This is a genomic window from Spirillospora sp. CA-128828, from assembly GCF_050945415.1.
Taxonomy (GTDB): Bacteria; Actinomycetota; Actinomycetes; order Streptosporangiales; family Streptosporangiaceae; genus Spirillospora.
In genome coordinates, this window is record NZ_CP191986.1 from 3,093,510 (window position 1) to 3,120,011 (window position 26,502).

Annotated in this window: 27 protein-coding genes and 1 pseudogene; 16 read left to right on the forward strand and 12 right to left on the reverse strand. The window is 73.1% G+C overall.

The annotated features are described in order from the left end of the window. Positions 1-50 precede the first annotated feature (50 nt). A complete protein-coding gene (cutA, locus tag ACQPXG_RS15360) occupies positions 51-410 on the forward strand; it encodes a divalent-cation tolerance protein CutA (RefSeq protein WP_433468352.1) in 360 nt (119 codons plus the stop codon). A gap of 88 nt (positions 411-498) precedes the next feature. Then, positions 499-1,365 carry an oxygenase MpaB family protein gene (locus ACQPXG_RS15365; RefSeq protein ID WP_433468353.1) on the forward strand — a complete coding sequence of 289 codons (867 nt, stop codon included), beginning with the start codon at positions 499-501 and terminating at the stop codon, positions 1,363-1,365. Positions 1,366-1,368: 3 nt separating this feature from the next. Here ACQPXG_RS15365 and ACQPXG_RS15370 read toward each other — a convergent pair whose 3' ends face one another. Then, complete coding sequence (locus tag ACQPXG_RS15370) at positions 1,369-2,910, reverse strand: MDR family MFS transporter (RefSeq protein WP_433468354.1); 1,542 nt, start codon at positions 2,908-2,910, stop codon at positions 1,369-1,371. 115 nt (positions 2,911-3,025) lie between these two features. Here ACQPXG_RS15370 and ACQPXG_RS15375 point away from each other — a divergent pair, with 115 nt between their 5' ends. After that, the gene (locus tag ACQPXG_RS15375) at positions 3,026-3,556 is read left to right on the forward strand and encodes a MarR family winged helix-turn-helix transcriptional regulator (protein ID WP_433468355.1); all 531 of its coding nucleotides are present in this window, start codon (positions 3,026-3,028) and stop codon (positions 3,554-3,556) included. Positions 3,557-3,559: 3 nt separating this feature from the next. Here ACQPXG_RS15375 and ACQPXG_RS15380 read toward each other — a convergent pair whose 3' ends face one another. The 5 genes from ACQPXG_RS15380 to ACQPXG_RS15400 all read right to left on the reverse strand — a co-directional run bounded on the left by ACQPXG_RS15380 (position 3,560) and on the right by ACQPXG_RS15400 (position 8,509). Beyond that, positions 3,560-3,859, reverse strand: coding sequence for a metal-sensitive transcriptional regulator (locus ACQPXG_RS15380; RefSeq protein ID WP_258938790.1), 300 nt, complete (start codon positions 3,857-3,859; stop codon positions 3,560-3,562). 86 nt (positions 3,860-3,945) lie between these two features. Beyond that, a complete protein-coding gene (locus tag ACQPXG_RS15385; RefSeq protein ID WP_433468356.1) occupies positions 3,946-4,536 on the reverse strand; it encodes a histidine phosphatase family protein in 591 nt (196 codons plus the stop codon). A 23-nt stretch (positions 4,537-4,559) separates the two neighbouring features. Further along, entirely contained in the window at positions 4,560-5,675 is a 1,116-nt protein-coding gene (gene ald, locus ACQPXG_RS15390) for an alanine dehydrogenase (RefSeq protein ID WP_433468357.1), read from the reverse strand. Between the two features lie 76 nt (positions 5,676-5,751). Further along, entirely contained in the window at positions 5,752-6,939 is a 1,188-nt protein-coding gene (locus ACQPXG_RS15395) for a glycerate kinase (protein ID WP_433469973.1), read from the reverse strand. Positions 6,940-7,063: 124 nt separating this feature from the next. Continuing rightward, the gene (locus tag ACQPXG_RS15400; protein WP_433468358.1) at positions 7,064-8,509 is read right to left on the reverse strand and encodes an NCS2 family permease; all 1,446 of its coding nucleotides are present in this window, start codon (positions 8,507-8,509) and stop codon (positions 7,064-7,066) included. 199 nt (positions 8,510-8,708) lie between these two features. Between ACQPXG_RS15400 and ACQPXG_RS15405 the strand changes: the two are divergent. From ACQPXG_RS15405 to ACQPXG_RS15440, 8 genes and pseudogenes are all read left to right on the forward strand, one after another. Further along, positions 8,709-9,029: pseudogene (locus ACQPXG_RS15405) on the forward strand (PucR family transcriptional regulator); the annotation flags it as partial. A 14-nt stretch (positions 9,030-9,043) separates the two neighbouring features. Next, positions 9,044-10,342 carry a tetratricopeptide repeat protein gene (locus ACQPXG_RS15410; RefSeq protein WP_433468359.1) on the forward strand — a complete coding sequence of 433 codons (1,299 nt, stop codon included), beginning with the start codon at positions 9,044-9,046 and terminating at the stop codon, positions 10,340-10,342. A 69-nt stretch (positions 10,343-10,411) separates the two neighbouring features. After that, positions 10,412-11,521 carry a DUF5685 family protein gene (locus tag ACQPXG_RS15415; protein WP_433468360.1) on the forward strand — a complete coding sequence of 370 codons (1,110 nt, stop codon included), beginning with the start codon at positions 10,412-10,414 and terminating at the stop codon, positions 11,519-11,521. 81 nt (positions 11,522-11,602) lie between these two features. Continuing rightward, positions 11,603-12,226, forward strand: coding sequence for a copper resistance CopC family protein (locus ACQPXG_RS15420; protein WP_433468361.1), 624 nt, complete (start codon positions 11,603-11,605; stop codon positions 12,224-12,226). Continuing rightward, positions 12,219-14,261: a cytochrome c oxidase assembly protein gene (locus tag ACQPXG_RS15425; RefSeq protein WP_433468362.1), complete on the forward strand. Its 2,043-nt coding sequence runs from the start codon at positions 12,219-12,221 to the stop codon at positions 14,259-14,261. The genes ACQPXG_RS15420 and ACQPXG_RS15425 overlap by 8 nt, the downstream gene beginning before the upstream one ends. 55 nt (positions 14,262-14,316) lie before the next feature. Continuing rightward, a complete protein-coding gene (locus ACQPXG_RS15430) occupies positions 14,317-15,549 on the forward strand; it encodes a sensor histidine kinase (protein WP_433468363.1) in 1,233 nt (410 codons plus the stop codon). Further along, positions 15,546-16,202 (forward strand): response regulator, encoded by a 657-nt coding sequence (locus ACQPXG_RS15435; protein WP_433468364.1) that lies wholly within the window; start codon positions 15,546-15,548, stop codon positions 16,200-16,202. The genes ACQPXG_RS15430 and ACQPXG_RS15435 overlap by 4 nt, the downstream gene beginning before the upstream one ends. A 17-nt stretch (positions 16,203-16,219) precedes the next feature. Next, the gene (locus ACQPXG_RS15440; RefSeq protein WP_433468365.1) at positions 16,220-17,155 is read left to right on the forward strand and encodes a TIGR03621 family F420-dependent LLM class oxidoreductase; all 936 of its coding nucleotides are present in this window, start codon (positions 16,220-16,222) and stop codon (positions 17,153-17,155) included. Between the two features lie 4 nt (positions 17,156-17,159). On the opposite strand, the gene ACQPXG_RS15445 is transcribed toward ACQPXG_RS15440, so the two are convergent. Further along, positions 17,160-18,887 carry a hypothetical protein gene (locus ACQPXG_RS15445; protein ID WP_433468366.1) on the reverse strand — a complete coding sequence of 576 codons (1,728 nt, stop codon included), beginning with the start codon at positions 18,885-18,887 and terminating at the stop codon, positions 17,160-17,162. A 101-nt stretch (positions 18,888-18,988) separates the two neighbouring features. Between ACQPXG_RS15445 and ACQPXG_RS15450 the strand changes: the two genes are divergently transcribed. Genes ACQPXG_RS15450 through ACQPXG_RS15460 form a run of 3 tightly spaced genes read left to right on the forward strand, consistent with a single transcriptional unit; the run spans position 18,989 to position 21,632 of the window. After that, on the forward strand, positions 18,989-19,663 hold the full coding sequence (locus ACQPXG_RS15450; RefSeq protein WP_433468367.1) for a response regulator: 675 nt from the start codon (positions 18,989-18,991) through the stop codon (positions 19,661-19,663). Next, positions 19,663-21,114, forward strand: a complete 1,452-nt coding sequence (locus ACQPXG_RS15455) for an ATP-binding protein (protein WP_433468368.1) — start codon at positions 19,663-19,665, stop codon at positions 21,112-21,114. The genes ACQPXG_RS15450 and ACQPXG_RS15455 overlap by 1 nt, the downstream gene beginning before the upstream one ends. Further along, positions 21,111-21,632 (forward strand): hypothetical protein, encoded by a 522-nt coding sequence (locus ACQPXG_RS15460; protein ID WP_433468369.1) that lies wholly within the window; start codon positions 21,111-21,113, stop codon positions 21,630-21,632. The genes ACQPXG_RS15455 and ACQPXG_RS15460 overlap by 4 nt, the downstream gene beginning before the upstream one ends. Here ACQPXG_RS15460 and ACQPXG_RS15465 read toward each other — a convergent pair whose 3' ends face one another. Together ACQPXG_RS15465 and ACQPXG_RS15470 are read right to left on the reverse strand one after the other, a co-directional pair. Then, positions 21,633-22,349, reverse strand: a complete 717-nt coding sequence (locus ACQPXG_RS15465) for a metal-dependent hydrolase (protein WP_433468370.1) — start codon at positions 22,347-22,349, stop codon at positions 21,633-21,635. Positions 22,350-22,515: 166 nt separating this feature from the next. After that, the gene (locus tag ACQPXG_RS15470) at positions 22,516-22,866 is read right to left on the reverse strand and encodes a winged helix-turn-helix transcriptional regulator (RefSeq protein WP_433468371.1); all 351 of its coding nucleotides are present in this window, start codon (positions 22,864-22,866) and stop codon (positions 22,516-22,518) included. 85 nt (positions 22,867-22,951) lie between these two features. Between ACQPXG_RS15470 and ACQPXG_RS15475 the strand changes: the two genes are divergently transcribed. Then, positions 22,952-23,575: an NAD(P)-dependent oxidoreductase gene (locus ACQPXG_RS15475; RefSeq protein WP_433468372.1), complete on the forward strand. Its 624-nt coding sequence runs from the start codon at positions 22,952-22,954 to the stop codon at positions 23,573-23,575. 1 nt (position 23,576) lies between these two features. Here the strand turns inward: ACQPXG_RS15475 and ACQPXG_RS15480 are convergent, their stop codons facing one another. From ACQPXG_RS15480 to map, 3 genes are all read right to left on the reverse strand, one after another. Continuing rightward, positions 23,577-24,626 carry a DNA polymerase ligase N-terminal domain-containing protein gene (locus tag ACQPXG_RS15480; RefSeq protein WP_433468373.1) on the reverse strand — a complete coding sequence of 350 codons (1,050 nt, stop codon included), beginning with the start codon at positions 24,624-24,626 and terminating at the stop codon, positions 23,577-23,579. A 19-nt stretch (positions 24,627-24,645) separates the two neighbouring features. After that, a complete protein-coding gene (locus tag ACQPXG_RS15485) occupies positions 24,646-25,290 on the reverse strand; it encodes a ComEA family DNA-binding protein (protein ID WP_433468374.1) in 645 nt (214 codons plus the stop codon). Positions 25,291-25,393: 103 nt separating this feature from the next. After that, entirely contained in the window at positions 25,394-26,245 is an 852-nt protein-coding gene (gene map, locus ACQPXG_RS15490) for a type I methionyl aminopeptidase (RefSeq protein WP_433468375.1), read from the reverse strand. Positions 26,246-26,314: 69 nt separating this feature from the next. Between map and ACQPXG_RS15495 the strand changes: the two genes are divergently transcribed. Beyond that, positions 26,315-26,491: a hypothetical protein gene (locus ACQPXG_RS15495; protein ID WP_433468376.1), complete on the forward strand. Its 177-nt coding sequence runs from the start codon at positions 26,315-26,317 to the stop codon at positions 26,489-26,491. Positions 26,492-26,502 lie beyond the last annotated feature (11 nt).

Below are 26,502 nucleotides of genomic sequence, written 5' to 3' on the forward strand. Positions count from 1 at the left end.
CCCTCCGTACCGGGGGCGTGCGCGGACGGCGAACGGGAAGGAGTCGTGCCATGGCCCGTTCTTACGTGCAGGTGACGACCACGACCGACTCCCGCGCCGAGGCCGCCGAGCTGGCGCGGTCGGCGGTCGCCGAGCGGCTCGCGGCCTGCGCGCAGCTGGTGGGTCCGATCGCGAGCACCTACTGGTGGGAGGGCGAGATCGAGTCGGCGGAGGAGTGGATGGTGCTCTTCAAGACCTCCGCCGACCGGTTCGACGAGCTGGCCTCCCTGATCACCGAGGGGCACTCCTACGACACTCCGGAGATCATCGCGACGCCGGTGGTGGCGGGCAGCATGGACTACCTCGCCTGGGTCACCGAGCAGACCGAGCCCGCGGAGAGCGACGAAGAGGCCGATGACGCTTCCCTCTAGATCGTGTGGCGCCGGGCATGGCAGGGTAAATGTCTGATTACCCTGGTCGGCGCGGTTTCGCCGGCCGCGGCGACGGAAGGCGGTCGGCGTGCACGAGACGAGCGAGGAGCGGGCGGACAACGGCCTGTTCGGGCCGGGCTCGGTGACCTGGGAGGTCATGGGCGAGCCCGTGCTGTTCATCGGCGGGATCAGGGCGCTGCTGCTGCAGGCGCTGCATCCGCGCACGATGTGGGGGACCGCGCAGAACTCCGAGCTCATGGATCCCGCCGCCGCCTGGGCGCGGCTCGGCCGGACGGTCGAGTTCGTCCGCGTCCGCACCTACGGGACGCAGGAGGAGGTCGAGCGGGTGGGCCGCCGCGTCCGCCGGCTGCACTCCAAGCTGACCGGCCTCGACATGCGGACCGGCGAGACGTTCCCGGTGGACGACCCGGAGAACCTGCTGTGGGTCCACATGGGCGAGGTCGACTCGTACCTGGACGTGGCACGCCGCGCGGGGGTGCCGCTGACCGCGCGGGACGCCGACACGTTCGTGGACGAGCAGCGCCGGGCCGCCGCCGTCGTCGGCCTCGACCCGGCCGACGTGCCCGCCTCCGTTTCGGAGATGAGGGAGTACTACGAGGAGATGCGGCGGCGGATCTGGGCGTGCCGGGAGGCGCGCGAGGGGCTGCGCCGCATGTTCAGCCCGGTGGTCCCGCGTCCGCTGCTGCCGCTGAAGCTCGCCGCTCCGGGCCTCGGGATGCTGGTCGTCTCGACGCTGCCGCGCTGGGCCCGCCGCATGTACGGGCTGCCGGGGCTGCCGACGTCCGACCTGGCCGCGACGCTGACGTTGAAGGGCCTGTACCGCACCACGCACGTCGTCCCCGAGCGGTTCCGGTACTCGCCGGACGCCCGGAGGGCCAGGCGCCTCACGCGTGCGCACGAGGCGGGCCTGGCCCCCTGGTCGATCGCCTCTTGAGGCTCACCCCATCGGGGGCGCGTCCGGCACCGCGTCGTTCTCGTGGGCGCCGTGGCGCGGCAGCAGCAGCGCCGGGAGGATGAGCACGGCGGTGAGGATCAGCGCGACCCAGAACGTGTGGCCGAACGCGTCCGCCAGCTTCGGCGCGACCTGCTCGCGTACCTGTTCGGGGATGCCGCCCATGCCGCCCTCGGCGCCGCCGCCGCCCGCGGCCTGCGGGATCCGGTCGCTGATCTGGCGGGACAGGATGACGGCGAGGAGGGCGGTGCCGACCGACCCGCCGAGCTGGACGATGATGTTCAGGGTGCTGCTGGCCCGCGACACCATCGCCCGGCTCAGCGTCGTGAGCGCCGCCGACATGGTCGGCATCATCGTGCACCCGAGCCCGAGACCCCGCACGTAGAGCGCGCCGCCGAGCAGCCAGTAGGACGTGTCGGCGCCCACCATGGCGAACGGGATGGTGCCGAGCACGAGGATCACGATGCCGACCGGCACGATGCGCCCGGCGCCGAGCTTGTCGGTGACCACGCCGGCCAGCGGCATCGCGGTCGCGGCGCCGAGGCCCTGCGGGGCGAGCAGCAGCCCCGCCGCGAACGCGCCCTCGCCGCGGGCGATCTGGTAGTACAGCGGGATCAGCAGCATCGAGCCCATCAGCGCGATGCCGACGAAGAACACCGCGACGGCGGCGGTCGCGAACGTGCGGTCGGCGAACAGCCGCACGTTGATGAGTGAGCGCTCCCTGAGCCGCAGGCTGTGCAGCGCGAACAGCCCGACCAGGACGACGCCGCCGACGAGCCAGGCGATCGTGGACGGCTCCCCGAACCCGCCGTTGCTGCTCGCCGTGGACAGCCCGTAGATCAGCAGGACGAACCCCGGCGGCAGCAGGACCAGCCCGCGCCAGTCCAGCGCCTGCGCGGTGTGCTCCCCGTGGTCGTGCGGCACCTTCCACCAGGCCAGTGCCAGGGCGAGCGCGCCGACCGGCAGGTTGACGAAGAAGATCCAGCGCCAGTCGACGTCCTCGACCAGCCAGCCGCCGAGCACCGGGCCGAGGACGGGCCCGAGCAGCATCGGGACGCCGACGATGCTCATGATGCGGCCCATCCGGCGCGGCCCGGCCGCCATCGTCAGGATGGCCATGCCGGTCGGCATCAGCATGCCGCCGCCGAGCCCCTGCACGACCCGGAAGACGATCAGGGACTCGATGTTCCAGGCCGCGCCGGACAGGACCGACCCGAACACGAACAGCACGATCGACGTCATCCAGACGCGGCGCCCGCCGAACCGGTCGACGGCCCAGCCGGTGAGCGGGATGACGGTGCCCATCGCCAGCATGTAGCCGGTGATGACCCACTGGATCGTCGACAGGTCGGTGCTGAAGTCGCGGCCGAGGGTCTCCAGCGCGACGTTGACGATCGTGGTGTCGAGGATCGCCATCACGGTCCCCGACACGATCACCAGGCCGAGCAGGATCGTCTGCCGGTCGAGGCGTTCGGAGCCGGGGGCGCCGCCCGGCGGCGCCAGTTCGGTGGACGGGCTTTCGGCCATGGTCGGCCCCCTTGCCTGAAGTCTCGGTTGCCCCGTGTCCCCGTCGGTCAAGGCGTGAAACGCCTTGAAGTTCAACATTTTGCAGTGCATCACGGAATATGTTGAACTTCAAGGTATGTCCGAGGATCGCTCTGCCGCCGCCTCGTCGGTCGACGCCGACCTGGAGCAACTGGTCCAGCTCATGGGCCGGATGGTCCGCGGCATGAAGGGCGGTCACGCGGACGCCGAAGAACTCGTCCACCGGGTGAAGGCCGCCGGGCTCGGACCCCGGCACGTCCCGGCGCTGATGCAGCTCGTGCTGAACGGGCCGATGCCGGTGGGCGTGCTCGCGCGGCACATGGCGCTCAACCCGGCCACGGTCAGCCAGCTGGTCGGGGAGCTGGAGCGCGGCGGTTTCGTCGAGCGCCGCCCGGACGAGCGGGACCGCCGGCGCATGATCGTCAGCCTGGCCGAGGCGCACCGGGAGATGATCGAGCGGTTCGCCTGGCGCCGGCTGCGGCCGCTGCGGATGACGCTGGAGCGGCTCGCCCCCGACGAGCGGGCGCACTTCCTGCGCGGCTGGCGCATCCTGGTCGAGGCCATGGAGCGCACGGGGCTGCGCGCCCCGGACGGCGGCGGCTGCCCGGGCGGTCACCCGGGCGTGTGACGCTCAGCCGCGGCGCATCAGCCGCCCGACGGCCGCCATCAGCTCGGTGGACATCGCCTCGCCCTTGCCCTCCTCGGCGCCCTCGGCCACGCAGTGCCGCACATGCCCGTCCAGCAGGCCCAGCGCCACCTTGTCCAGCGCCGCCTGGACGGCGCTGATCTGAGTGAGGATGTCGATGCAGTAGCGGTCCTCGTCGACCATCCGGTCGATGCCGCGCACCTGGCCCTCGATCCGGGCCAGCCGGGTCTGCAACTGGTCCTTCGTGGCGGTGTACCCGCGGGTGGGGGTCTCGCTGGTCGCCATCTCCGTCCTCGCAATCCTTCCAAGGGCGCACGCCCGGGTACCCCTGGGGGAGATCCCCCACCAGGTACCCTATGCGCTGGCCCGGACTAGGGCGCCGGGACGTTCCAGGCGCTGATCACCGGCCGTTGGTGCTCGGCGCCGAGTGCCGACACGGTCCCGGTGCCGAGGGCGAACAGCCGTCCCTGCGCCGGCTCCAGGCCCAGCCACCGCGCCGTCAGCACGCGCAGGACGTGACCGTGCGCGACGAGTGCGACGTCGCCGTCCGCGAGCAGCGGCCGTGCCCGCGCGAGGACCGTGTCCGCCCGCTCGCCGACCTGCTCGACCGTCTCGCCCGGATGCTCGGCGTCACCCGGGACGATCCCGTCGTCCCACAGGAACCAGCCGGGACGCTCCTCGCGTATCACGGCCGTGGTCATCCCCTCGTAGCCGCCGTAATCCCACTCCCACAGGCCGGGGTCCACCTCGTCCACCCCGAGCCCCGCCAGCTCCGCCGTCCGCCGCGCCCGCTCCGCGGGGCTGACCAGCGTCCGCACGATGCGCCGCCCGTCCAGCGCCCCGCGCAGCGACCGCGCCTGCTTCTCACCTTGTGCGGTCAGCGGAAGGTCGGTCCGCCCGGTGTGCCGGCGCGCCCGGCTCCACTCGGTCTCCCCGTGCCGTACCAGGATCAGTTCGCCCACGCCCCAACTCTAGAGGGACGTCCCTAGGCCAAGATCGAGGTGAGGGGGGTGTAGGGGAGGCCGTGGGCTTCGGCCACATGGTCGTAGACGAGGGTGCCGGCGTGGGTGTTGAGGCCGAGCGCGAGGGCGGCGTTGGTGTGCAGGGCCTTGCGCCATCCCTTGTCGGCGATCTGGACGGCGTAGGGAAGTGTGACGCCGGTGAGGGCGTGGGTGGACGTGTTCGGGACGGAACCGGGCATGTTCGCCACGCAGTAGAACGTAGAGCCGTGCACCTTGTAGGTGGGGTCGTCGTGCGTGGTGGGGTGGGAGTCCTCGAAGCAGCCGCCCTGGTCGATGGCGATGTCCACGAGCACGGAGCCGGTCTTCATGGCGGCGACCAGGTCGGTGGAGATCAGCTTGGGCGCCCGCGCGCCGGGGATGAGGACGGCGCCGATGACGAGGTCGGCGGCCCGGGCCTCCTGCTCCACGCTGTAGGCGCTGGACACGAGCGTCCGCAGGCGGCCCTGGTAGATCGCGTCGATGTGGCGCAGGCGGTCGACGTCCACGTCCAGGACCGTGACGTCCGCGCCCATGCCCACGGCGATCTGCGCGGCGTTGAGGCCGGACACGCCCCCGCCGATGACGACGACCTTCGCCGGGGCGACGCCAGGGACCCCGCCCGGCAGCACGCCCCGGCCGCCGTTGAAGGACATCAGGTTGTACGCGCCGACCTGCGGGGCGAGCCGCCCGGCGACCTCGGACATCGGGGCGAGCAGCGGAAGCGAGCGGTCGGGGAGCTGGACGGTCTCGTACGCGATCGCGGTGACGCCGGCCGCCAGGAGCGCGTCGGTGCACTCCCGGGAGGCGGCCAGGTGCAGGTAGGTGAACAGGACCTGGCCGTCCCGCATCCGGTGGTACTCGGGCGCGACCGGCTCCTTGACCTTGAGGATCAGGTCGCCCTCGGCCCAGACCTCGTCCGGGCCGTCCAGGATCTTGGCGCCCGCGGCGGCGTAGTCGTCGTCCGGGATCGCCGAGCCGAGCCCGGCGCCGCGCTCGACGAACACCTCGTGGCCGTGCCGGGTGAGCTCGTGCGCGCCCGCCGGGGTGATCGCCACCCGGTACTCGCGGTTCTTGATCTCTCGTGGGACGCCGATCTTCACAGGCTCCTCCGTCAACGCTGACCAGGACCTCTCTACAGCGTGCGTGGCGGAGAAACCCTCGGCTATGTGCAGTGTGTCAAGGCATCGACCCTTTCGACGACACCATGTAAGGCGGGAGCCATTCGTCGGCGATCGCGACGGTCAGCTGCTCCAGCAGCGGCCCGGCGCGGCGGACGCGGCGCTCGTCGTCGGGCTCGATGTCGGCCAGCGCGTACGCCGCCTGGATCCGCGCCTTGCGCAGCTGCTCCCCGGTGAGGCCGCGGCGGCCGGCCACCGCGACGACGGGCGCGCCCGCGCGGGCGGCGGCGCGGGCCACGCCGATCGGCGCGCTGCCGCGCAGCGACCGGGTGTCGAGGGTGCCCTCGCCGGTGACGACCAGCCGGGCCCCCCGCGCCTTCTCGGCGAACCCCAGCAGATCGAGCATCAGCGAGGGGCCGGGCTCGATCGTCGCGCCGAGGAAGGCGAGCGCGGCGAAGCCGACGCCGCCGGACGTGCCGGCGCCGGGCAGGTCGCGGGCCGCCGTGCGGGCCGCCGCCTCCGCCAGGTCGGCCCAGCGGCGCAGCCCGGCGTCCAGCAGCCGCACCTCGTCGCGGGTCGCGCCGCGGCGCGGGCCGTCCACGGCCGCGGCCCCGGTGCGGCCGAGCAGCGGCCCGGCCGAGTCGCCCGCCACCACCACCTCGATGTCCGACATGTCGGGGAGACCGCGCAGGTCGAGGGCGTGCAGCGAGCGCAGCGCCGCCCCGCCGGGCGGCAGGTCCTTGCCGAGCGCGTCCAGCAGCCGGCCGCCGAGCCCCTGGACGAGTCCGGCGCCGCCGTCGGTGCAGGCGCCGCCGCCGAGGCCGAGGACGATCCGGCGCGCGCCGAGCCGGACCGCGTGCGCGACCAGCTGCCCGGTCCCGACGCTGGACGCGACGAGCGGGCGCGGCCTGCCGCCCGGCAGCCGGCGCAGCCCGGACGCCTCAGCGAGCTCGACCACCGCGCTGTGCCCGTTCAGCGCGAGCCGGGCGGCGACCGGGCGGCCCGTCGGCCCGCAGACCTCGACGTCGATCCGCCGCCAGCCCGCCGCCACCGCCGCCTCGACGGTGCCGTCGCCGCCGTCGGCCACGGGCAGCTCCACCACCGGCAGGCCGGGACGCGCCCGGCGCAGCCCGGCCGCGAGATGCCGGGCCGCCCGCGCCGCGGTCAGCGCTCCCGGGAACCTGTCAGGCGCCAGCAGGACGTGACCTGGCGGAGACGGGTGGGAGGGAGAGTCCGCGGACACCACAGCCACGCCTTTCACGCCGGGGGGGTAAGGCCCTACCTTCTGCTTACGCCATGACGGCACTATTTGACACCCGCAAGAGCATCCGAGACTTACGAATGGGCCGGAGAATCGCGTCGCGCGCCGGTCACCGCACGTTCAGCCACTGTTCGATCGGGTCGATCGCGAAGAAGACCAGGAACAGCGCCACCACCGGCCACAGCCAGACCGACACCTCGCGGACCTTCCCCCGGGCCAGCTTGATCAGCGCGTAGGCCACCATCCCGCCGCCGATCCCGATGGTGATCGAGTAGGTGAAGGGCATCAGCACGATCGTGAGGAACGCCGGGATCGCGATGTCCGTGTCGTCCCAGGTCACCTTGGCGACCTGCGTCATCATCAGCGCGCCGACGACGACCAGGGCGGGCGCCGCGGCCTGCGCCGGGACGGTCGCGGCGAGCGGGGTGAGGAACAGCGTCACCGTGAACAGCGCGCCGGTCGCGATGTTGGCCAGGCCCGTGCGGGCGCCCTCGCCGACGCCGGCCGCCGACTCGACGAACACCGTGTTGGCGGACGAGCTCGTGATGCCGCCGAACGCGGCGGACAGGCCGTCGACGGACAGGATCCGGCCGAGCCGCGGCACCTCGCCCTTCTCGCTCACCAGGCCGGCCTCGTCGCTGATGCCGAGGATCGTCCCCATCGCGTCGAAGAAGCCCGACAGCACCAGCGTGAACAGCACGACCAGCGCGGTGATGACGCCCGCCCGGCCGAACCCGCCGAAGAGGTCGATCTCCCCGAACAGCCCGAAGTCGGGCACGGCGAACAGCTTGTCGGGCATGTTCGGGGTGACCACGCCCCAGCCGCCCTCCTTGATGGACACGTTCTCCTGGATGGCGACCGCCCCGATCGTCCCGGCGATGATGCTGATCAGGATCGCGCCGGGCACCCGCCGCACGTACAGGACGATCATCAGCAGCAGGGTGAGCGCGAACACCAGCGCCGGCCACGTCCGCAGGTGGCCGCCGGTGCCGAGGGTCAGCGGCGGGCTCGTCGCGCTGGAGGTGACGAACCCCGCGTCGTAGAAGCCGACCAGTGCGATGAACGCGCCGATGCCGACCGCGATCGAGTGCTTGAGCGCCAGCGGGATCGAGTTCATGATCCGCTCGCGGATCCCGGTGAGCGCGAGCAGCACGATCACCGCGCCCTCGATCACGACGAGGCCCATCGCCTGCGGCCAGGTCATCACCGGCGCGGCCTGGAACGCCACCACCGCGTTGATGCCGAGCCCGGCGGCGAGCGCGAGCGGCGCGTTGCCGACGAAACCCATGATCACCGTCGTGACCGCGGCGGACAGCGCCGTCATCGTGGTCAGCTGCGGGATCGACAGCGTCGCTCCGGTGACGTCCTTCGCCCCGCCGAGGATGATCGGGTTCAGCAGGATGATGTAGGCCATCGCGAAGAACGTGGTGACGCCGCCGCGCAGCTCGCGCGGCACGGTCGTGCCGCGCCCGGTGAGGTCGAACAGCCGCTCCAGCGGCCCGCGCCCGCCGGCCGGCGGCGGATCGTCGGTCTTCGCGGTACTGGTCTTGGACATGAGGGCGCTCCGCTTCCGCAGCGTGATCTCGGGCTGGGCGAGCACAGGTTAGCCGTCCCGGCCGGCCGTCGAGGGACCGGCTGACCCGCGGGAGGTGTCGCGACGTGATTCCCGCTCTTCGCAGCGTGACGGGGGCGATGCGTCCGCTATAGCCTGCCCTGGTGCGAATGCGAGCCCCGGCCGGAGTGGTGACGTGACCCTGGACTCCTACGTGCGCCTGCTGGCCTCGGTACCGGAGCGGACGCGCTCGTCCTTCCGCGCCCGGATGCTCGGGCCGCTGGAGGAGTACGACAGCAGCAGGCAGGCCGAGCTCGTGCACACGCTGGAGGTGTTCCTGTCCTGTTCGGGGTCCTGGAGCCGCAGCGCGACGCGGCTGCACGTCCATGTGAACACGCTTCGGTACCGAATCCGGCGAATCGAGGACCTGACCGGCCGGGATCTCGGCACACTTGAGGATCGAGTCGACTTCTTCCTCGCCCTTCGCGCGACGCGGCCGGCGAGCACCCGTAGCAGACTGTAGGCGGTGGTCACACGATGGATCGGGAGACACTGGGGCAGCGCATCCGCGCCCTGCGGATCCGGCAGGGCGTGAGCCAGGCGCAGCTCGCCTTCCCCGAGCTGTCCGACAGCTACATCTCGCTGATCGAGAGCGACAAGAGGGTGCCGGCCCCGAGCGTGGTCGAGCTGCTCGCGGCGAAGCTGAACTGCTCGGCGACCTACCTCGTCAGCGGCGTCAGCGAGGACGTCGTGGACGAGCTGCGCGTCACCCTCGACTACGCCGAGATCGCGCTGAGCAACGGCGCGGCGGCCGAGGCGCGGGCCCGGTTCGCCGAGGTGCTGGCCAGCGCCGACGCGGTGGCGCTGCCGGAGATGCTGCACCAGGCCCGCTGGGGCCACGCCCTCGCGCTGGAGGCCGCCGGTGAGCTGGAGGAGGCCATCGCCGGGCTGACCGCGCTGACCGAGGAGGCGTCCGCCGAGGCCGACCTCGACCACTGGGCGAAGGTCCACGTCGCGCTGAGCCGCTGCCTGCGCGAGCGCGGCGACCTGAGCGCGGGGGTGGAGGCGGCCGAGAGCGCGCTGCGGCACCTCATCGCGACCGGCGCCGACTCCACCGACGCCGCCGTGCACCTCGGCGCGGCGCTGCTGTCGGCGTTCATCGAGCGCGGCGACCTCGTCCGGGCCCGCCAGCTCGCCGGCCAGCTGGTCGAGCGGGCCGAGCGGATCGGCAGCCCACGCGCCCGCATGATCGCCTACTGGGAGGCCGCCTACGTCGCGGAGATCCGCGGCGAGTACGAGGACGGCGTCGCGCTCGCCGAACGCGCGCTCATGCTCGCCGGGGACGGCGAGGACCCGCGCAACCTCGGCCGGCTCCGCGTGATCTACGCCGGGCTGCTGCTGCGCGCCCGGCCCGACCAGGCCGCCCGCGCCCGCGAGCTGCTCATCCGGGTGCGCGGCGAGATCAGCGCGAGCTCGTCCGGGGAGATCGACGTCGCCTGGTGCCTGACGGAGCTGGCCCGCGCGGAGACCGCGCTCGGCCGTCCCGCCGAGGCGGTGGCGCTCGCCGAGGAGGCCCTGGAGCTGCTCGGGGACGCCCCGCGCCGCGCCACCGCCGGGGCGCTGACCGTGCTCGGCGAGGCGGCGGTGCGGCTCGGCCGCCGTGACCGGGCCGTCGAGGTGCTGACCCGCGCCGCGACCTGCCTGGAGGAGATGGAGTCCTCCCGGGAGGCCGCGCAGGCGTGGTTCGACCTCGCCGAAGTGCTGGCCGGGACCGGCGCCGCCGAGGAGCCCCGCATGGCCGCCTACCGCCGCGCGCTGACCTGCGTCGGGGTCTAGCCGAACCGTTCAGGGCGCCGCCGCGTCCATGAGTTAATGCTGCGGTCGCCTGAGATGGGGGAGTTGTAGGTGCTCGGTATCGTCCGGCCATGCCGGCATGTTCTGTGCGGTTCTCTGTTCAAGGACTGGATGGCCCATCTGTGCGGGCTGTGCCTGACGCTGCGGGCGGAGCACGGCCAGGCCGCGCGGCTCGTCACGAACTACGACGGGCTGCTCGTGTCGGTGCTGGTGGAGGCGCAGGCGCCGGAGCTGTCGCCGCGCCGCAAGGCCGGCCCCTGCGCGCTGCGCGGGATGAAGACCGCCGAGGTCGTCACGGCGAAGGCGCAGGGCGCCCGGCTCGCCGCCGCCGCGTCCCTGCTGCTCGCCGCCGGGAAGACCCGCGACCACGTGGCGGACGGCGACGGGCCGTACGCGCGGCGCCTCGTCGCCGCCGCGGCGGGGCGGATGGCCGACCGCTGGGACGGTGCGGGCGGCCGCACCGGCGCCGCCGTCGGCTTCGACCCGTCGGTGCTGCGTGACGCCGTCGCCCGGCAGCCCGCCCTGGAGGCGGCGCCCGGCCTCGGCCTCCTCGATCTGACCGAGCCCACGGAGACGGCCGTCGCGGCCGTGTTCGCGCACACCGCCGTCGTCGCAGGCAAGGAGGCGAACGCCGAGGCGCTCGCCGAGGCGGGCCGGTTCTTCGGGCGCCTCGCGCACCTCCTCGACGCCGTCGAGGACCTCGCGGAGGACGAGGCCGCGGGCGCCTACAACCCGCTGCTCGCCACCGGCACCACACCCGCCGAGGCCCGCCGGCACGCCGACGACGCGCTGCACGGCCTGCGGCTCGCCCTCGCCGACGTGGAACTGGAGAGGCCGCGCCTCGTCCGGGCGCTCCTGGACCGCGAGGTGCGCCGCTCGGTCGACCGCACCTTCACCGCGCCCGAGCTGTCGAGGCACGGGCCGCGGCCGCCGCGTCCGGGCCTGCCGATCCCGTGCTTCACCGGGACGCTCGTCTGCGGGACCTGCGGGCTCTTCCAGCCCGAGTGGAGCAAGTACCACGGCGAGTCGTGCGACGACCGCTGCTGGTGCACCCGGCACTGCGACGGCTGTGACGGGTGCGACGGCTGTGACGGCGGCTGCTGCGACTGCTGCAATTGTTGCGACTGCGACTGCTGCGACTGTGACTGCGGGTGCGACTGACAGGCGGCGGTTCCCCGGAACACCCCTCCGTCCGACCCGGGACGTGCCATGGCGGCGGGCTCAGTAGGGTAGGTGAAGCCCTTGACCCACTGGAGAACCCGGCCGTCCATGAACATCCTCAAGCCCCGTCGGCCCGTGCGCCGTCTCGGTCTCGTCGCCGCCCTCGCGCTCGCGTTCGGCGCCGTCACCGCCTCGCCCGCCCTGGCCCACACGCAGCTCGTCAGCAGCACGCCCGGGAAGGGCAAGGAGGCGGATTCGGTCACCGAGGTCAAGCTGGTCTTCAGCGACAAGATCAGCCTTGCGAAGGTGGTCGTCACCGACGGCGGGAAGAAGGAGTTCCAGTCGGGCGCGGCCGAGCACTCGGGGACGACGGTCACGCAGAAGCTGTCGGGACCGCTGCCCGCGGGGTCCTACACCGTGGCCTACCGGGTCGTCGGCGAGGACGGGCACCCCATCGAGAAGAACGACCTGACGTTCACCGTGGTGGGCGGCGGGGCGGGCACCGCGCCGTCCCAGCCCGCCGCCGCCGGCGGCGGGCAGCAGCCCAAGGCCGACCAGGAACAGGCCGTCGCCACTGAGGAGTCCGATTCCGGGGCCGTGCTGTGGGTTCTGATCGGAGTCGGCCTGCTCGTCGGCGTCGGCATCGGCGTCGGCATCGTGTACAGGGCCAAGCGCAAGCACCAGGCGGCAACCGGAAGTGAGTAAAGGCAGCCTGGGCGTCTGGCGGGCCGGGGCGGTCGCCCTGGCGGCCTCCGCCGCGGTTCTGGTGGCCGGGCTCGTCCTCGGCGGCTCGGTCACCGAGAAGGTCATCCCCGGCCTCGGCGACGCGGGCGCCCTCACCCGGTGGGGGCTGCCCGTCTCCCGGACGGCGATGGACCTGCTGTCCGCGCTGACCGTCGGCGCCCTGCTCGCCGCCGCCGCGTTCCTGCCCGTCGAGGGCGGGCGCGGCGCCGCGCGGCTGTCGAAGGACGCCGTCGGCTACCTGAACGCGGCGTCCTGGATCGCCGCCGGCTGGGCCGCCGCCGCGGCGGCCACCCTCGTGTTCACCGTCGCGGACGTCCTCGGGCAGCCGGTCGGGGACGTCCTCACCGGCAGCGAGCTGAGCAGCTATGTCGGCTCGCTGCCGCAGGGCACCGCCCTCATGATCGTGGTGCTGCTCGCCGTGGTGGTGGCGCTGCTGGCGCGCACCACCACGACGCCGACCGCCGCATTCGGGCTGCTCGCCATGGCGGGGATCGCGCTGCTGCCCGCGCCGCTGACCGGGCACTCGGCCTCGGCCGCCAACCACTCCGTCGCGACGACCGGCGTCGCCCTGCACGTGGCGGCGGTCGCTCCGTGGGTCGGGGGGCTCGCCATCGTCGGCGTGCACGCGCTGCTGCGCCGCGACCGGCTGCCGCTCATGGCGGGCCGGTTCAGCCGCATGGCCGTGTGGTGCTACATCACCGTCGGCGTCAGCGGCCTGGTGAACGTGATCGCGCGGCTGCCCGACCCGGTGGAACTGGTCGAGACGAACTACGGGCGGCTGGCGCTCGGCAAGATCGTCGCTTTCGGCGTGCTCGGCTTCTTCGGCCACTGGCACCGGAACCGGACGCTGCCCGCGCTGGACGCCGGCAGGCCGCGGGCGTTCGCCCGGTTCGCCTCCGCCGAGGCGGCCGTGATGGCCGCCGCGATGGGCCTCGCCGTCGCGCTCGCCCGCACCGCGCCGCCCGCGCCGGCCGAGCCCGAGTCCGCGGTCAAGTCGCTGCTCGGCTACGACATGCCCCCGGAGGTCACCCCGGTGCGGCTGCTGACGCTGTGGCAGTTCGACCTGTTCTTCGCCGCGCTCGTCGTCGTCCTCGGCGGCCTCTACCTCGCCGCCGTCGTCCGGCTGCGGCGGCGCGGCGACTCCTGGCCCCTGGCCCGCACCGTGTCCTGGGTCCTCGGGCTCGTGACGATCGTGGCCGTCACCCAGACCGGCGTCGCCAGGTACGCGCCGATCCTGTTCAGCGTGCACATGGCCCAGCACATGGTGCTGAACATGCTGACGCCGATCTTCCTGGTCGTCGGCGCGCCGGTGACGCTGGCGCTGCGGGCGCTGAAGCCCGCCCGGATCCGCGGCGACCGCGGCCCGCGCGAATGGCTGACCGCCATGCTGCACAGCAGGTACCTCGCGGTCATCGCGCATCCGGCGGTCGCGACGATCATCTTCGTGGCGAGCACGTTCGTGCTGTACTTCACGCCGCTGTTCGAGGCCGCGATGCGCAACCATCTCGGGCACATCGCGATGACGGTGCACTTCCTGGCCTCGGGATCGCTGTTCTTCTGGGTGCTGCTCGGCGTCGACCCGGCGCCGCGGAAGCTGCCCTACCCCGGGCGGCTCCTGCTGCTGTTCGTCACGATGCCGTTCCACGCGTTCTTCGGCATCGCCCTGATGAACATGAGCCAGGCGCTCGCCCGCGGCTGGTACACCTCCGTCGACCCGCCGTGGGGCACCACGATCCTGCACGACCAGCACACCGGGGGCGCGATCGCGTGGGGCTTCGGCGAGGTGCCGACGTTCATCGTGCTGCTCGTCCTGGCGGTCCAGTGGTACCTGGACGATCAGCGGCAGGCGCGGCGCATGGACCGCAAGGCCGACCGGGCCGCCAAGCCCGGCGGGCGCGCCGAGGACGACGAGCTCGCCGCCTACAACGCCCGCCTCGCCAAGCTCGCCGAGCGCGACCGGGCCGCCGGGGAGCAGACGAGCAAGGGCAACGCCTGAGCTTCTCCCCCTCGCGGGGGAGTGGCCGTGCCGCTCCGTCTGCCAGGATCGATGTGTGCTCCGTGTGCTCCGGCCGCTGATCGAGCGGACGACCTGGCGGCGCTGGTCCCACCTGGTCGTGGGCGGCGCGCTGCTCATGCCGTACTGGTTCCTCGGGATCAGCATGATGCCGCTGCTGCCGCTCGCCAACGGCGCCGTCAAGGCCGTGCTGATGCTGGTCGTCATGCCGGCGGCGGCGACATTCGTCACCGGGCTCGTACCGACGGTGCGGCTGCTGGAGAGCTCGCTCGCCAAGGAACTCCTGAGCGGCCCGGCAGCGGCGCTCGTGCCCGGGTCGGCGGCCTCGTGGGAGAGCCGGATCCGGGCCGCCGCCTGGTTCACCCTGCATCTCGGCGTCGGCGTGGTGGTCAGCGGGCTCAGCCTGGCGGTGCCGCCGTTCGCCGTCGTGATGCTCCTGGCGCCGGGGGTGAGCTGGGACACCCGGTTCCTGGAGGCCTGGGGCTGGGAGGACGCCTGGCACCAGTGGCCCGCACCGCCGATCGGGCTGGCGTCGCTGGCCGTGCTGCTCGCGCTGATCGTCGCGGCCGGCGCGCTGCTGTCCCGGCTGGCGCCGTGGTTCCTCGGGCCGACCGCCGCCGAGCGGCTCGCCGCCGTCGAGTCCGAGGCGGTCCGGCTCGCCGAGCGCAACCGGCTGGCGCGGGAGCTGCACGACTCGGTCGGGCACGCGCTGAGCGTGGTGACGCTGCAGGCCGGCGCCGCCGGTCGGGTGCTCGACAGCGACCCGGGGTTCGCCCGCGAGGCCCTCGGCGCGATCGAGGAGTCGGCCCGCTCCGCGCTGGAGGACCTCGACCATGTGCTCGGGCTGCTGCGCGACGACCCGTCCCGTCCGGCGCCGCAGGCGACGCTGAAGGACCTCGGCCGGCTGCTGGAGCAGACGCGCATCGCCGGAGTGACCCTGGACGCGGAGGTGGACCCGGGGGTGGAGCACGTGCCGGCGGCGGTGTCGCGGGAGGCGTACCGGATCGTCCAGGAGGGCCTGACGAACGCGTTGCGGCACGCCGGGAAGGTGCCGGTGCGGCTCCGGCTCGGCACGGACGGCGAACGGCTGGAGGTCGAGATGAGCAACCCGCTCGGCGAGCACGGCGGGGACGGCGCCGACCACGGCGGCGGCCGCGGTCTCGGCGGCGTCCGCGAGCGCGTGACCGTGCTGCGCGGCGAGATGACCGCCGGGGCCGACGGGGACCGCTGGCGGTTCCGGGTCTCGCTGCCGCTAAGGTCCGGAACATGACGATCAAGGTTCTGCTGGTCGACGACGAGCGGCTGATCCGGGCGGGGCTCGCGGCCATCATCGACGCCGAGGACGACCTGACCGTCGTCGGCGAGGCGTCCGACGGGTCGGAGGTGCCGGGCGAGGTGCGGCGGCTGCGCCCGGACGTGATCCTCATGGACGTGCGGATGCCGCGGCTCGACGGCATCCAGGCGACCCGCCGCATCCTGGACACCGAGCCGGAGCCGCCGCGGATCATCGTCGTCACGACGTTCGAGAACGACGAGTACGTCTACGACGCGCTGAAGGCGGGCGCGAACGGCTTCCTGCTCAAGCGGACGCGGCCGGAGGAGATCCTGCAGGCGATCCGGATGGTCGCGCACGGCGACAGCCTGCTGTTCCCGGCGGCGATCCGGGAGCTGGCCGCGCTGCACGGTACGTCCGGCGGCGAGGGCGGCGGCGCGCGCTGGCACGGGCGGCTGACCGAGCGGGAGGGCGACGTGCTGCGGCTGATGGCCAAGGGCCACTCGAACGCCGAGATCGCCCAGGAGCTGTTCGTGAGCCCGCAGACGGTGAAGACGCACGTCGGGAACATCCTCGCCAAGCTCCAGGCCCGCGACCGCACCCAGGCGGTGATCTTCGCCTACGAGACGGCCTTCATCACCCCAAAATGACGTGGCAGGGTGATCGCATGAGGGACTTCCGGTTCGGGTTCAACTTCTTCGACATCGCGTCCCCCGGCGACTTCGCCGAGCGCTGCCGCCGCGGCGAGCGGTACGGCTACCACACCGCGCTCGTGCCCGACCACCTCGGCGCTCCGGCGCCGTTCCCGACCATGGTCGCCGCCGCGGACGCGACCGAGCGGCTGCGGGTCGGCACGCTCGTGCTGAACGCCGGGTTCTGGAACGCGCACCTGCTCGCCCGCGAGATCGCCACCGCCGACCGGCTGACCGGCGGGCGGCTGGAGCTCGGCATCGGCGCCGGGCACATGAAGTGGGAGTTCGACGCCGCCGGCATCCCCTGGGAGCCGTTCGGCGCCCGCGCGGATCGGATGGCCGGCCTGATCGAGGAGACCGGCCGGGTCCTCGGCGGGGACGGCTACGAGCGGCACAGGCCGGTCGCCGAGTTCTTCGGGCTCGCCGAGCTGGCGCCCGTCCAGCGCACCGGGTTCGGCGGGTCGGGGCCGCCGCTGCTCGTCGGCGGCACCGGCGACACCGTCCTGCGGACCGCCGCCCGGTACGCCGACATCGTCGGGATCGCCGGGGCGTACCAGCTCAAGGGGGAGCCGCCCGGGACGTTCCGGCTGGGCACGGCCGCGGAGGCGGAGGAGCGGGTGCGGTTCGTCCGCGAGCAGGCCGGGGACCGGGTGGACGACATCGAATGGAACGTCCTCGTCCAGCATGTGCAGGTGACGCCCGACCGGCGCGCGGAGGCCGAGCGGATCCACGCGGAGCGCATGCCGGACATGGCCGTGGAGGAGATCCTCGACACCCCCTTCGTCCTGCTCGGGACTGAGGCGCAGATCGCCGCGCAGATCCGGGAGCGGCGCGAGCGGTTCGGGTTCTCCTACATCACGGTCCACTCGCCGTTCATGGACGTCTTCGGCCCGGTGATCGAACGCGTCTGACGCGCTACTGAGCGGCCGCCGCGCAGGACGGGTCCTGCCAGCTCACCCATCCGATCGACCAGAACCGTCCCGCGTGCGGCCGCCAGCCCGCCGGATGCGCGGGCCACGTCGCCTCCGGGGCCGTCCCCTCCGGGCGGCGTACCACGACCGCGCACACGCCGGGCGCGGGCGGCCGCCCGTCGCGGACGTCGATGGAGCCGATGCGCGTCCACCACACCGGGTACATGAGTGCGGTCTTGACCTCCCAGCCGAGTGACACGTCCGCCACGACCTTCCCGGCCGCCGGGCCGGGGAGCGGCGGTTCCGGGCGGACGCGTCGTGACGGCGGTCCCATCGCGAACGTCAGCGCCGCCAGGTTGATCCCGGCCATCGCGATGGCGGTCGCGGCCGTCCTGTTGAGCCGGGACAGCAAGAGCAGTCCGCAGAACAGGGCGCACGCGGCGAGCGTGGCCTCGGGCAGGCGCAGTGCGCTCCGGTCGTCGGTGAGGAACATGACCTCGGGGAAGTCGAAGCCGATGAACGTGTGGGTGTGGAGCCGTTCGCCCGCGTAGGCGGTGACCCAGACCCCGGTGCCCGCCGAAAGCAGCACGGACGCCGCCGCCGTCCGGATCGCCGTCCGGCCGTCCGCCCGCAGGAGCGCCGCCGCCCCGGCCAGCGCGTAGACGAGCGCGAGGCAGGTCAGGTACCGGCCGTACGCGAAGTTGCCGACCCGGTGCTCGTCCGGCAGCGCGGCCGACGAGGCGTAGGCGATGCCGCCGGTCGCGGCGAGCAGCGTGCCCGCCATGATCCGGTCGGCCGCCGGCGTCCGCCGCCGCGCCAGCGTCACCGCGACGATCACGAGGCCGGCCCCGGCCAGCCCCCAGGTGGAGACGATCAGGTACCAGATCTGCCCGGCGGCTCCCGAGAGCGCCCATTCCTGTCCGGGAAGCGTCGTCAGGCGGGACTCCAGGATGCCGCCGAGATTCCGTGTGCCGCCGGGGTACAGCTCAGCGCGAATGTGCGCGTTCAGCGCCGCGCCCGCCGCGTATCCGCCGAGCGCGGCACCGCCCCCGGCGAGCGCCGCGCGAAGCCGTCCGCGCAGCGCCATGACCGCCACGACCGCGGCGTGGACGACGAGGAGGACCGTCCCGCGGGTGTGCACGGCGGCCATGGAGGACGCGACCAGGCTCGCGAGAACGGCGTCCACGGCCCGGCCGTTCCGGACGAAACGGTCCAGCACCAGCAGCCAGGCCAGGACGAGCGTCGGCAGGACCGCGTCCGCGAGCGCGAAGGCGCCGAAGAACGTCGTGGCGGGCAGCAGCGCCGCGGCGAAGGCGAGCGGCAGGGCGGGCCGGCGGGCGAGCCCGAACCGCCGCGCGGCCGCGTATCCGAGCGGGAACAGCGCCGCGCCCAGCGCCGCGTTGATCACCATGACGATCGTGTAGACCGTCGCGGGGTCGTGCGACGCCCAGTACGCCGGAGTCAGCAGAAGCGGGTATCCGCCCTGGTAGAAGGTGTTCCCCGAGAGGTCGGCGCCCGGCCCGCCGGCCAGCAGGCGGGCGGCGACCAGGTAGCCGGTCTCGTCCGGGTTCGCGGCCGGCGCCGTACGGGCCCAGGCGAACCAGAGCCGCACCACCGCCTGCGCGAGGACCCCGGCCGCGAGCAGCCACGGCAGGGCGCGGGAAGGACGGCGGGCGGGACGCGGGGGAGCGGGCGGGACGTCCTGGCGGGGCGGAACGGTCGCGAGCGTCATGCGCCCCACGGTTCCGGCGGGCTGTCATGATCTTGTGGCGGTGATGTCCGGATCTTGTGACACGGCGCGCCGGGCGACCGTGGACGTCCAATAATGTCCGAGTGGCGAGCATTCTGTTCATCGAGGATGATCCGTCCGCCCGGGCGGCCCTGGAGCTGGCGCTGACCCGCCAGGGGCACGGCGTGACCTCCCGGGCCACCGGCGAGGACGGGCTGGAGGCGCTGCGGGCGCGGCGTCCCGAGATCGCGATCCTGGACGTGATGCTCCCCGGCATCGACGGGATCGAGGTGTGCCGGCGCATCCGCCGGGAGGACTCGCTCCCGGTGATCCTGCTGACCGCGCGCGGCGACGACCTCGACATCGTCCTCGGGCTGGAGGCGGGGGCCGACGACTACGTGGTGAAGCCGGTCGAGCCCCGCGTCCTGGACGCCCGGATCCGCGCCGTCCTGCGCCGCGCCGACCACACCCGCGTCGACCGGTCCGTCCACGGCGACCTCGTCATCGACCGGACCTCGCTGAAGGTCACCAAGGCCGGGACCGACCTGCGCCTGACCCCGACCGAGCTGCGGCTCCTGCTGGAGCTGACCCGCCGTCCCGGCCAGGCGCTCACCCGCCAGCACCTGCTGGCCGAGGTGTGGGAGCACACCTATCCGGGCGACTCCCGGCTCGTGGACGCCTGCGTGCAGCGCGTCCGCGCCAAGATCGAGGACGAGCCGGCCGAGCCGCGGCTGATCGAGACCGTCCGGGGCTTCGGCTACCGGTTCACGGCGCCGTGATGCGGCGTCTCCGGTTCACCGGGCTGCGGGTGCGGCTCGCCGCGGCCTTCACCGCCGTCGCGCTGCTGGCGTCCGTGCTCGCGTCCGGCATCTCCTACGTGCTGCTGCGCCGGGTGATGCTGCAGCGCGCGCAGGACGCGGTGCTGACCCAGGTGCGCAGCACCCTCGCCCAGCACGTTCCGCCGAAGCTGCCCCCGGACATGAGCGCCAGCATCGGCGCCGAACTCGAAGAGGACCTCAGCGGCCCCGGACGCAAGGCGGTCGCGGTGCGCGTGACGCTGGACGGGACCGTTCCCGTACCGCCCCCGGAGTTCCTCGACGTCCCCGTCACCAGGGAGTTCGCCCGCCGGGCGATGAAGGGCATGGTGTTCCAGCGGGTCGTGCGGAAAGGCCGTCCCTACCTGCTCGTCGGCGCGTTCGTCACCGGCTACACGACGACGGCGGACGAGCCGGAGCGCATGACGCCGCCGATGGTGTTCGTCACCGCGAGCCTCACCCGGGAGGCCGCAGACCTGCGCTCCTTCACCCGCGTGCTGGCGGTCGCGGACGCGCTGGCGCTGATGGCCGCGCTCCTGCTCGCCCTGCTCGCCACCCGCGGGGTGCTGCGTCCGGTGCGGCGGCTCGGCGCCGCCGCCCGCGCCCTCGGCGAAGGCGAACTGGGGACCCGTGTGGAGGTGCGGGGGCGGGACGAGCTCGCCGACCTGGCCGGCACCTTCAACCGCACCGCCGAGGCGATGGAGCGGACGGTGACCGAGCTCCGCGCGATGGAGGCGGCGTCCCGCCGGTTCGTCGCGGACGTCTCGCACGAGCTGCGCACCCCGCTGACCTCGATGATCGCGATGACCGGCCTGCTGGCGGAGGAGGCCGCGGGCCTGCCCGACGGCGGCCCGGCCGAGCTCGTCGCGGGCGAGACCCGGCGGCTCGGCCTGCTGGTCGAGCATCTGATCGAGATCAGCAAGTTCGACGCGGGCGCCGCCGCGCTCGTCCTGGACGACGTGAACATGGCGGACGCGGTCGCGGGCACCCTCGCCGCGCGCGGCTGGACGGACGACGTGGCGGTCGAGGGCCCCGCGGACCTGTTCGCCCGGGTGGACCCGCGCCGCCTGGACGTCATCGTGGCGAACCTGGCCGGCAACGCGCTCAAGCACGGCGGTCCGCCGGTCTCGCTGCGCTTCGGAGCGGCGGAGCGGGCGGGCGCCGCGGGTGTGGAGATCGTCGTCGCGGACGGCGGCCCGGGGCTGCCGGACGATCTGCTCGCCGTGGCCTTCGACCGGTTCGTCAAGGCGGAGGCGGCCCGGTCCCGCAGCGAGGGCAGCGGGCTCGGCCTGTCGATCGCGAAGGAGAACGCGGTCCTGCACGGCGGCGGGCTGGAGGCGGCCAACGGCCCGGACGGGGGAGCGGTGTTCACGCTCTGGCTGCCCGCCCGGCGCGAGGACGAGGAGCCGGCGTGAGACGGCGGAGCGTTCGGGTGTGGGCGGCGGCCGCGGCGCTGGCCGCCCTGTCCGGGTGCGGTGTGCGCCCCACGGGGATCCTGAGCGCGGGCACCCGCCCGATCGCCAACGGGCGGGCCGCCACCATCACCATCTACCTGGTGAAGGATTCCCGGCTGGTGCCGGTGGTCCGGCCCGGGCTGCCCGGTCACCCGTTCCTGGCCGCCGAGCAGCTGGCCGTGCCGCCGACGACGCAGGAGCGCGCCATGGGGCTGCGCACCGAGGTCCACGGTCCGCTTGAGGCGTACTCGGTCGTCGCGTCGTCGAATCCGATCGGCGAGCGTTCCCAGCTGGTCGTCCGGCCGGCCGATTCCGGGAAACCGGCGAAGATCTGGTCGCGGCTGGCCATGGCCCAGATAGCGTGCACGGCGCAGGCCATCCCCGGCATCGAGCGCGTCAACCTGTGGGGCACCCCGAACCCGGACAAGAACGGATGGGAGATCGTGACCTGCGACCGGTTCTCCGACCTGCTCGGCTGATCAGCGCCGTGTCAGCCACTGGGTGGTGACGTCGCCGAGCACCGACCGGACGGCGAGGATCGCGATGCCGACCGACAGCACGGGCATCACCACCCAGCGCTCCACCTTCCCGTCCGTCCTCGGGACGACGGGGACGTCGACGCGCCACGGCAGCGGCCAGAACACCGGGCATCCCTTCGGGGTCAGGCAGTCGCCGGCGACGTGCGCCAGGCAGCCCAGCGTCACCGCGAACCCGACGAAGCTCATGTCGAGGTTGTGCATGAGCCAGACGGCGATGAGGGCGAGCGCGCAGTCCGCCAGCGCCGACTGCGGCTCCTTGCCCTCGAAGTCGAGGCCGACGCCGCGCAGCCCCAGCCCGACGATCATGAAGAGACAGGCCCACCAGGCGTAGACGTAGTGGGTGGCGAGGGCGTCCATCGCCCAGCCGATGCCGACCGCGAACAGGATCGAGTGCGTCGCGTGCCGGTGCCCGCCCGAGAGCTTCCCGACCCACTTGCACATGTGGTGCGTGATCGGCCCGAACGTGTTGGCGATGCGGCCGTTGTGGTGGTCGATGTCGGGCAGGATCGCCGCGCCCGCGCAGACCACGGCGCCCGCCGCGATCTGCTCCGGCGACAGCGAGACCGCGTGCTCGCCGAGCAGCCGCTCCTGGGCGATCACCGGGACGGCGGCCAGCCACGCCAGCGCACCGCTCAGGGCATGCGTCTTGCCCATCATGTGCCGTTCCCCCGCCTTTCAGCGCGTATCGCCGCCCGTCTCAGGGCGGGACTCTAACCCGCTCCTGATCGTTCTCAGCGACGACGCGCCGTACGGGGCACCGCGTCCCTTTGATGCGTGCCCCTTTGATGCGGGACGGGCCGCGCCGGTTCCACTGGATCCGCGGTCAGACGGCGTTGCGCTCCCGGGCGGAGACGACCGCCTCGACGTTCTCCTCCGCCCATTCGGTGACGGCCCCGATGGGCTTCTGGAGCGAGTGGCCGAGCGGCGTGAGGGTGTACTCGACGCGCGGCGGCACCTCGGCGAAGACCGTCCGGGTGAGGAGGCCGTCGCGTTCCATGGTGCGGAGCGTCTGGGTGAGGACCTTCGGCGTGACGCCGCCGATCAGGTCGCGCAGTTCGGTGAACCGGCGGGGTCCGTCGCTCAGGCTGAGCACGACGAGGACCGACCACTTGTCGCCGATCCGGTCCAGGATCAGCCGGGTCGGGCAGTTGGGGTCGAACGCGTTGCCCTTCATAGTTTCCAAAGGGTACCAATGTCACGTTGAAGTAACCAGTATCTGATGGATACCTTCGTCGTCAACGACGTTCGAGGAGGTCATCATGAGGATTCTGCTGATCGGCGCGACCGGCATGGTCGGCCGGCGGATCGCCGGCGAGGCGAGCGACCGCGGCCACGAGGTCACCGGCGTCACCCGCAGCGGGAACGAGGGCACGGTCAAGGCCGAGGCGGGCGACTCCGCCGCGATCGCCGGGCTGGCCGAGGGGCATGACGCCGTCGTGCTGACCGTTCCGCCGCCCAGGGACGGTTCGGAGACCGAGGGGCCGCTGCTGGCCACCACCCGCAGCGTGCTCGACGCCCTGCGGCGGGCCGGCGTCCGCCGCCTGGTCGTGGTCGGCGGCGCCGGAAGCCTGGAGGTCGCGCCCGGGGTCCGGCTCGTGGACACCCCCGAGTTCCCCGACCTCTACAAGAACGAGGCGCTCGCCGCGGCCGCGCAGCTCGGCGTCATCCGGGCCGAGGCCGGCAACCTGGACTGGACCTTCATCTCGCCCGCCGCGATCATCGAGCCGGGCGAGCGCACCGGCACGTTCCGGCTGGGTGGGGACCAGCTCCTCAGCGACGCCGAGGGCAACAGCCGCATCAGCGCCGAGGACTACGCCATCGCCCTGGTCGACGAGCTGGAGAAGAACAACGCCGTCCAGCGCCGGATCACGGTCGCGTACTAGGTCAGGACGGGATGAAGCGCCAGGCGCCGGACTCCTCGCCCGGGTCGTAGCGGGAGTCCAGGCGCTTGGCGACGACGCCGGGCAGCCCCTGGTCGCGTGCCGCTTCCCGGACGGCGTCGCCGTCGCCGGGGAACCAGGGGGCCGTCTGCCACAGGTTGCCCGACAGGCCGAGGTCGTCAAGCCGTCTCCGCCGGTCTTCGTAGGGGACGTCCAGCAGCGGACGCCCGTCCAGGTGCGGCAGGTCGTAGATCATGTAGGTCTCGCGGCCGTCCAGGACGGCCAGTTCCCCGTCGAGGAGCGCGGGCCGCGAGCCCAGTTCGGCGCCGAGCCGGGAGCCCAGCCCGCCGGGGCCGTCGACGGTGCGGCCCCGGGCGTCGGTGAACCGCGTCCGGCCGCCCTCGACGTAGGCGGCCAGCCGCCGGCCGCCCCACGCGAACTCGAAGCCCCACGCGTCCTGGTCGCGGGGGAGGCGGTTCTTCTCCACCGGGCGCATCGGGCGCAGCGACTCCGGGAGCGGCTCGGCGTCCGGGTCCGCCGGCGGGTCCATCCGGTGGATCATCCAGTTCTTGCCGCGCGTCCTGAACAGCACGTACCGGCCGGACACGCGCGAGCCGTGGATGACGACCTTCACCTCGCGCTCGGACCACTTCTCCGTCTCGTACGTCCCGCGATCCCAGATGGTCATCGTGCCGGCGCCGTACTCGCCGCGCGGGATCTCGCCCTCGAACGTGGCGTACTCCAGCGGATGGTCCTCGGTGTGCACGGCGAGGTGGTTGGTCTCCGGGCTCCACGGCAGGCCCTTCGGCACGGCCCACGAGACGAGCACGCCGTCGCGTTCGAGCCGCAGGTCCCAGTGCAGGCTGGTCGCGTGGTGCTCCTGGACGACGAAGGTGTCGTCGTCGCCGCGCGGCACCGCCTTCTCCTCCGGGACGGGCTCCGGCGTCCGTCCCGCATCCCGTCTGCCCCGGTACTCGGCGAGCCGGTCGCCGCGCTCGCGCTCCCGGGGCCGCGCGTTCTTCCCGGCGTCCTTCTTCGGCTTCTTCGGGGTCACGCCCGGTGCATACCCGCGATCAGCGGATGAAGACGGCGTAGTCGGCCACATCGCCGGTGAGGGCCGGCGGCAGCCCGGCGACCGCGGACAGCTCCTCGGCCGACATGAACCCGCCCGTCTCCGCCCGCACCCGCTCGATCCTGTCCGCCAGCTCCGGGGTGATCCCGGGCAGCAGCGTCAGCACCTCCGCGGGAGCGTGGTTGACGTCGATCAGCCCGCCGTCGTTGTACTGGCGCGGCAGGTCCGGACGCCCGATGCGCAGCTCCTTGGCGAGGCCCGGGTCGGCCGCGGCCAGCTCCCGCGCCTTGTCCCGCAGCAGCCGGCTGCGCTTGACCCGCTCCACCACCGCCTCGTTGTCGACCGCCGACAGCCCGTGCGGGTCGAACACCCGCCGCCGGATCAGGAACGCGTGCCCGCAGCCCACCACCGCCAGGACGAACAGCAGCACGCCGACGGCCCGCTCGGTGCCCTGCTTGGCGCCGATGTCCGGGAGCAGGTACAGCACCAGCGCGAACACGCCCGCGTACGCGGCCGTCGACACCAGCAGATGCAGGCTCCGCCGCCACAGCAGCGCCGCCGCGAACGTGAACGGCGTGGCGTAGCCGAGGGACAGGAACGGCAGCGCCGCCCACGTCACGCTCAGCGCCGCCCGCCCCGGCGGCATGCTGTCGGACGGAACCCTAGGCTCGTACGGCGCTGGGGCGTTCATCTCTAGAGAGTCTCCCGGCCGGATGTGGGGCGAATCGGACTCTAGATCAAGAGGGGGGTCACGGCAGGGTGAGGATTTCGTGGCCGTCCTCGGTCACAAGGAGCGTGTGCTCGAACTGCGCCGTCCGCTTGCGGTCCTTGGTGACGACCGTCCAGCCGTCGTCCCAGATGTCGTAGTCGTGGGTACCGAGGGTCAGCATCGGCTCGACCGTGAACGTCATGCCCGGCTCGATGATCGTCGTGGCCGACGCGTCGTCGTAGTGCGGGACGACCAGCCCGGAGTGGAACGTCGTGCCGATCCCGTGCCCGGTGAAGTCGCGGACGACCCCGTACCCGAACCGTTTGGCGTAGGACTCGATGACCCGCCCGATCACGTTCAGTGCCCGTCCCGGCTTGACCGCGCGGATGCCGCGCATGGCCGCCTCGTGCGTACGCTCCACCAGCAGCCGGGACTCCTCGTCGACGTCCCCGCACAGGAACGTCGCGTCGGTGTCGCCGTGCACCCCGTCGATGTAGGCCGTGATGTCGATGTTGATGATGTCGCCGTCGCGCACGACCGTGTCGTCCGGGATGCCGTGGCAGATCACCTCGTTGATCGAGGTGCACAGCGACTTGGGGAACCCGCGGTAGCCCAGCGTGGACGGGTAGGCGCCGTGGTCGAGCATGAACTCGTGCCCGATGACGTCCAGCTCGTCGGTCGTGACGCCCGGCCGGACGTGCTTGCCGACCTCCTCCAGCGCCTGCGCGGCGATCTTGCCGGCGACCCGCATCCGCTCGATGATCTCGGGCGTCTTGACGTCCGGCTCACCCGTCTTCGGCCGCTTCTTCCCCACGTACTCCGGGCGCGGGATGCTCGACGGGACCTTGCGCATCGGGGAAACGTGTCCGGGCCGGAGCAACTGGGTCGTCATAGTGATGGAGTGTAGTCAGCGCGATCGCGGCAACGAGTCCCGCGCGACGCGAGATCGAGAGGAGCGCCGATGGCCGGTGACGAGGGTGACTGGTGGTTCTGCCTGAAGCACATGAAGGTCGAGCACGGGCCCGGCTGCCCCGGCAAGGACCGGATGGGCCCCTACGACACCGAGAGCGCCGCGGCCGGCGCGCTCGCCCTGGCCCGCGAGCGCAACGAGGCGTGGCGCCGCCAGAACGACGACTGACCCTTCTGGGG

Excerpts from the sequence above, each read along its gene's own strand:
- ACQPXG_RS15440 (WP_433468365.1), top strand. The coding sequence starts at position 16,220 with ATGAGGGACTTCCGGTTCGGGTTCAACTTCTTCGACATCGCGTCCCCC.
- ACQPXG_RS15495 (WP_433468376.1), top strand. The coding sequence starts at position 26,315 with ATGGCCGGTGACGAGGGTGACTGGTGGTTCTGCCTGAAGCACATGAAG.
- map (WP_433468375.1), bottom strand. The coding sequence starts at position 26,245 with ATGACGACCCAGTTGCTCCGGCCCGGACACGTTTCCCCGATGCGCAAG.
- ACQPXG_RS15485 (WP_433468374.1), bottom strand. The coding sequence starts at position 25,290 with ATGCCGCCGGGGCGGGCGGCGCTGAGCGTGACGTGGGCGGCGCTGCCG.
- ACQPXG_RS15465 (WP_433468370.1), bottom strand. The coding sequence starts at position 22,349 with ATGATGGGCAAGACGCATGCCCTGAGCGGTGCGCTGGCGTGGCTGGCC.
- ACQPXG_RS15370 (WP_433468354.1), bottom strand. The coding sequence starts at position 2,910 with ATGGCCGAAAGCCCGTCCACCGAACTGGCGCCGCCGGGCGGCGCCCCC.
- ACQPXG_RS15470 (WP_433468371.1), bottom strand. The coding sequence starts at position 22,866 with ATGAAGGGCAACGCGTTCGACCCCAACTGCCCGACCCGGCTGATCCTG.
- ACQPXG_RS15445 (WP_433468366.1), bottom strand. The coding sequence starts at position 18,887 with ATGACGCTCGCGACCGTTCCGCCCCGCCAGGACGTCCCGCCCGCTCCC.
- ACQPXG_RS15380 (WP_258938790.1), bottom strand. The coding sequence starts at position 3,859 with ATGGCGACCAGCGAGACCCCCACCCGCGGGTACACCGCCACGAAGGAC.
- ACQPXG_RS15410 (WP_433468359.1), top strand. The coding sequence starts at position 9,044 with ATGGATCGGGAGACACTGGGGCAGCGCATCCGCGCCCTGCGGATCCGG.
- ACQPXG_RS15475 (WP_433468372.1), top strand. The coding sequence starts at position 22,952 with ATGAGGATTCTGCTGATCGGCGCGACCGGCATGGTCGGCCGGCGGATC.
- ACQPXG_RS15435 (WP_433468364.1), top strand. The coding sequence starts at position 15,546 with ATGACGATCAAGGTTCTGCTGGTCGACGACGAGCGGCTGATCCGGGCG.
- ACQPXG_RS15400 (WP_433468358.1), bottom strand. The coding sequence starts at position 8,509 with ATGTCCAAGACCAGTACCGCGAAGACCGACGATCCGCCGCCGGCCGGC.
- cutA (WP_433468352.1), top strand. The coding sequence starts at position 51 with ATGGCCCGTTCTTACGTGCAGGTGACGACCACGACCGACTCCCGCGCC.
- ACQPXG_RS15455 (WP_433468368.1), top strand. The coding sequence starts at position 19,663 with ATGCGGCGTCTCCGGTTCACCGGGCTGCGGGTGCGGCTCGCCGCGGCC.
- ACQPXG_RS15375 (WP_433468355.1), top strand. The coding sequence starts at position 3,026 with ATGTCCGAGGATCGCTCTGCCGCCGCCTCGTCGGTCGACGCCGACCTG.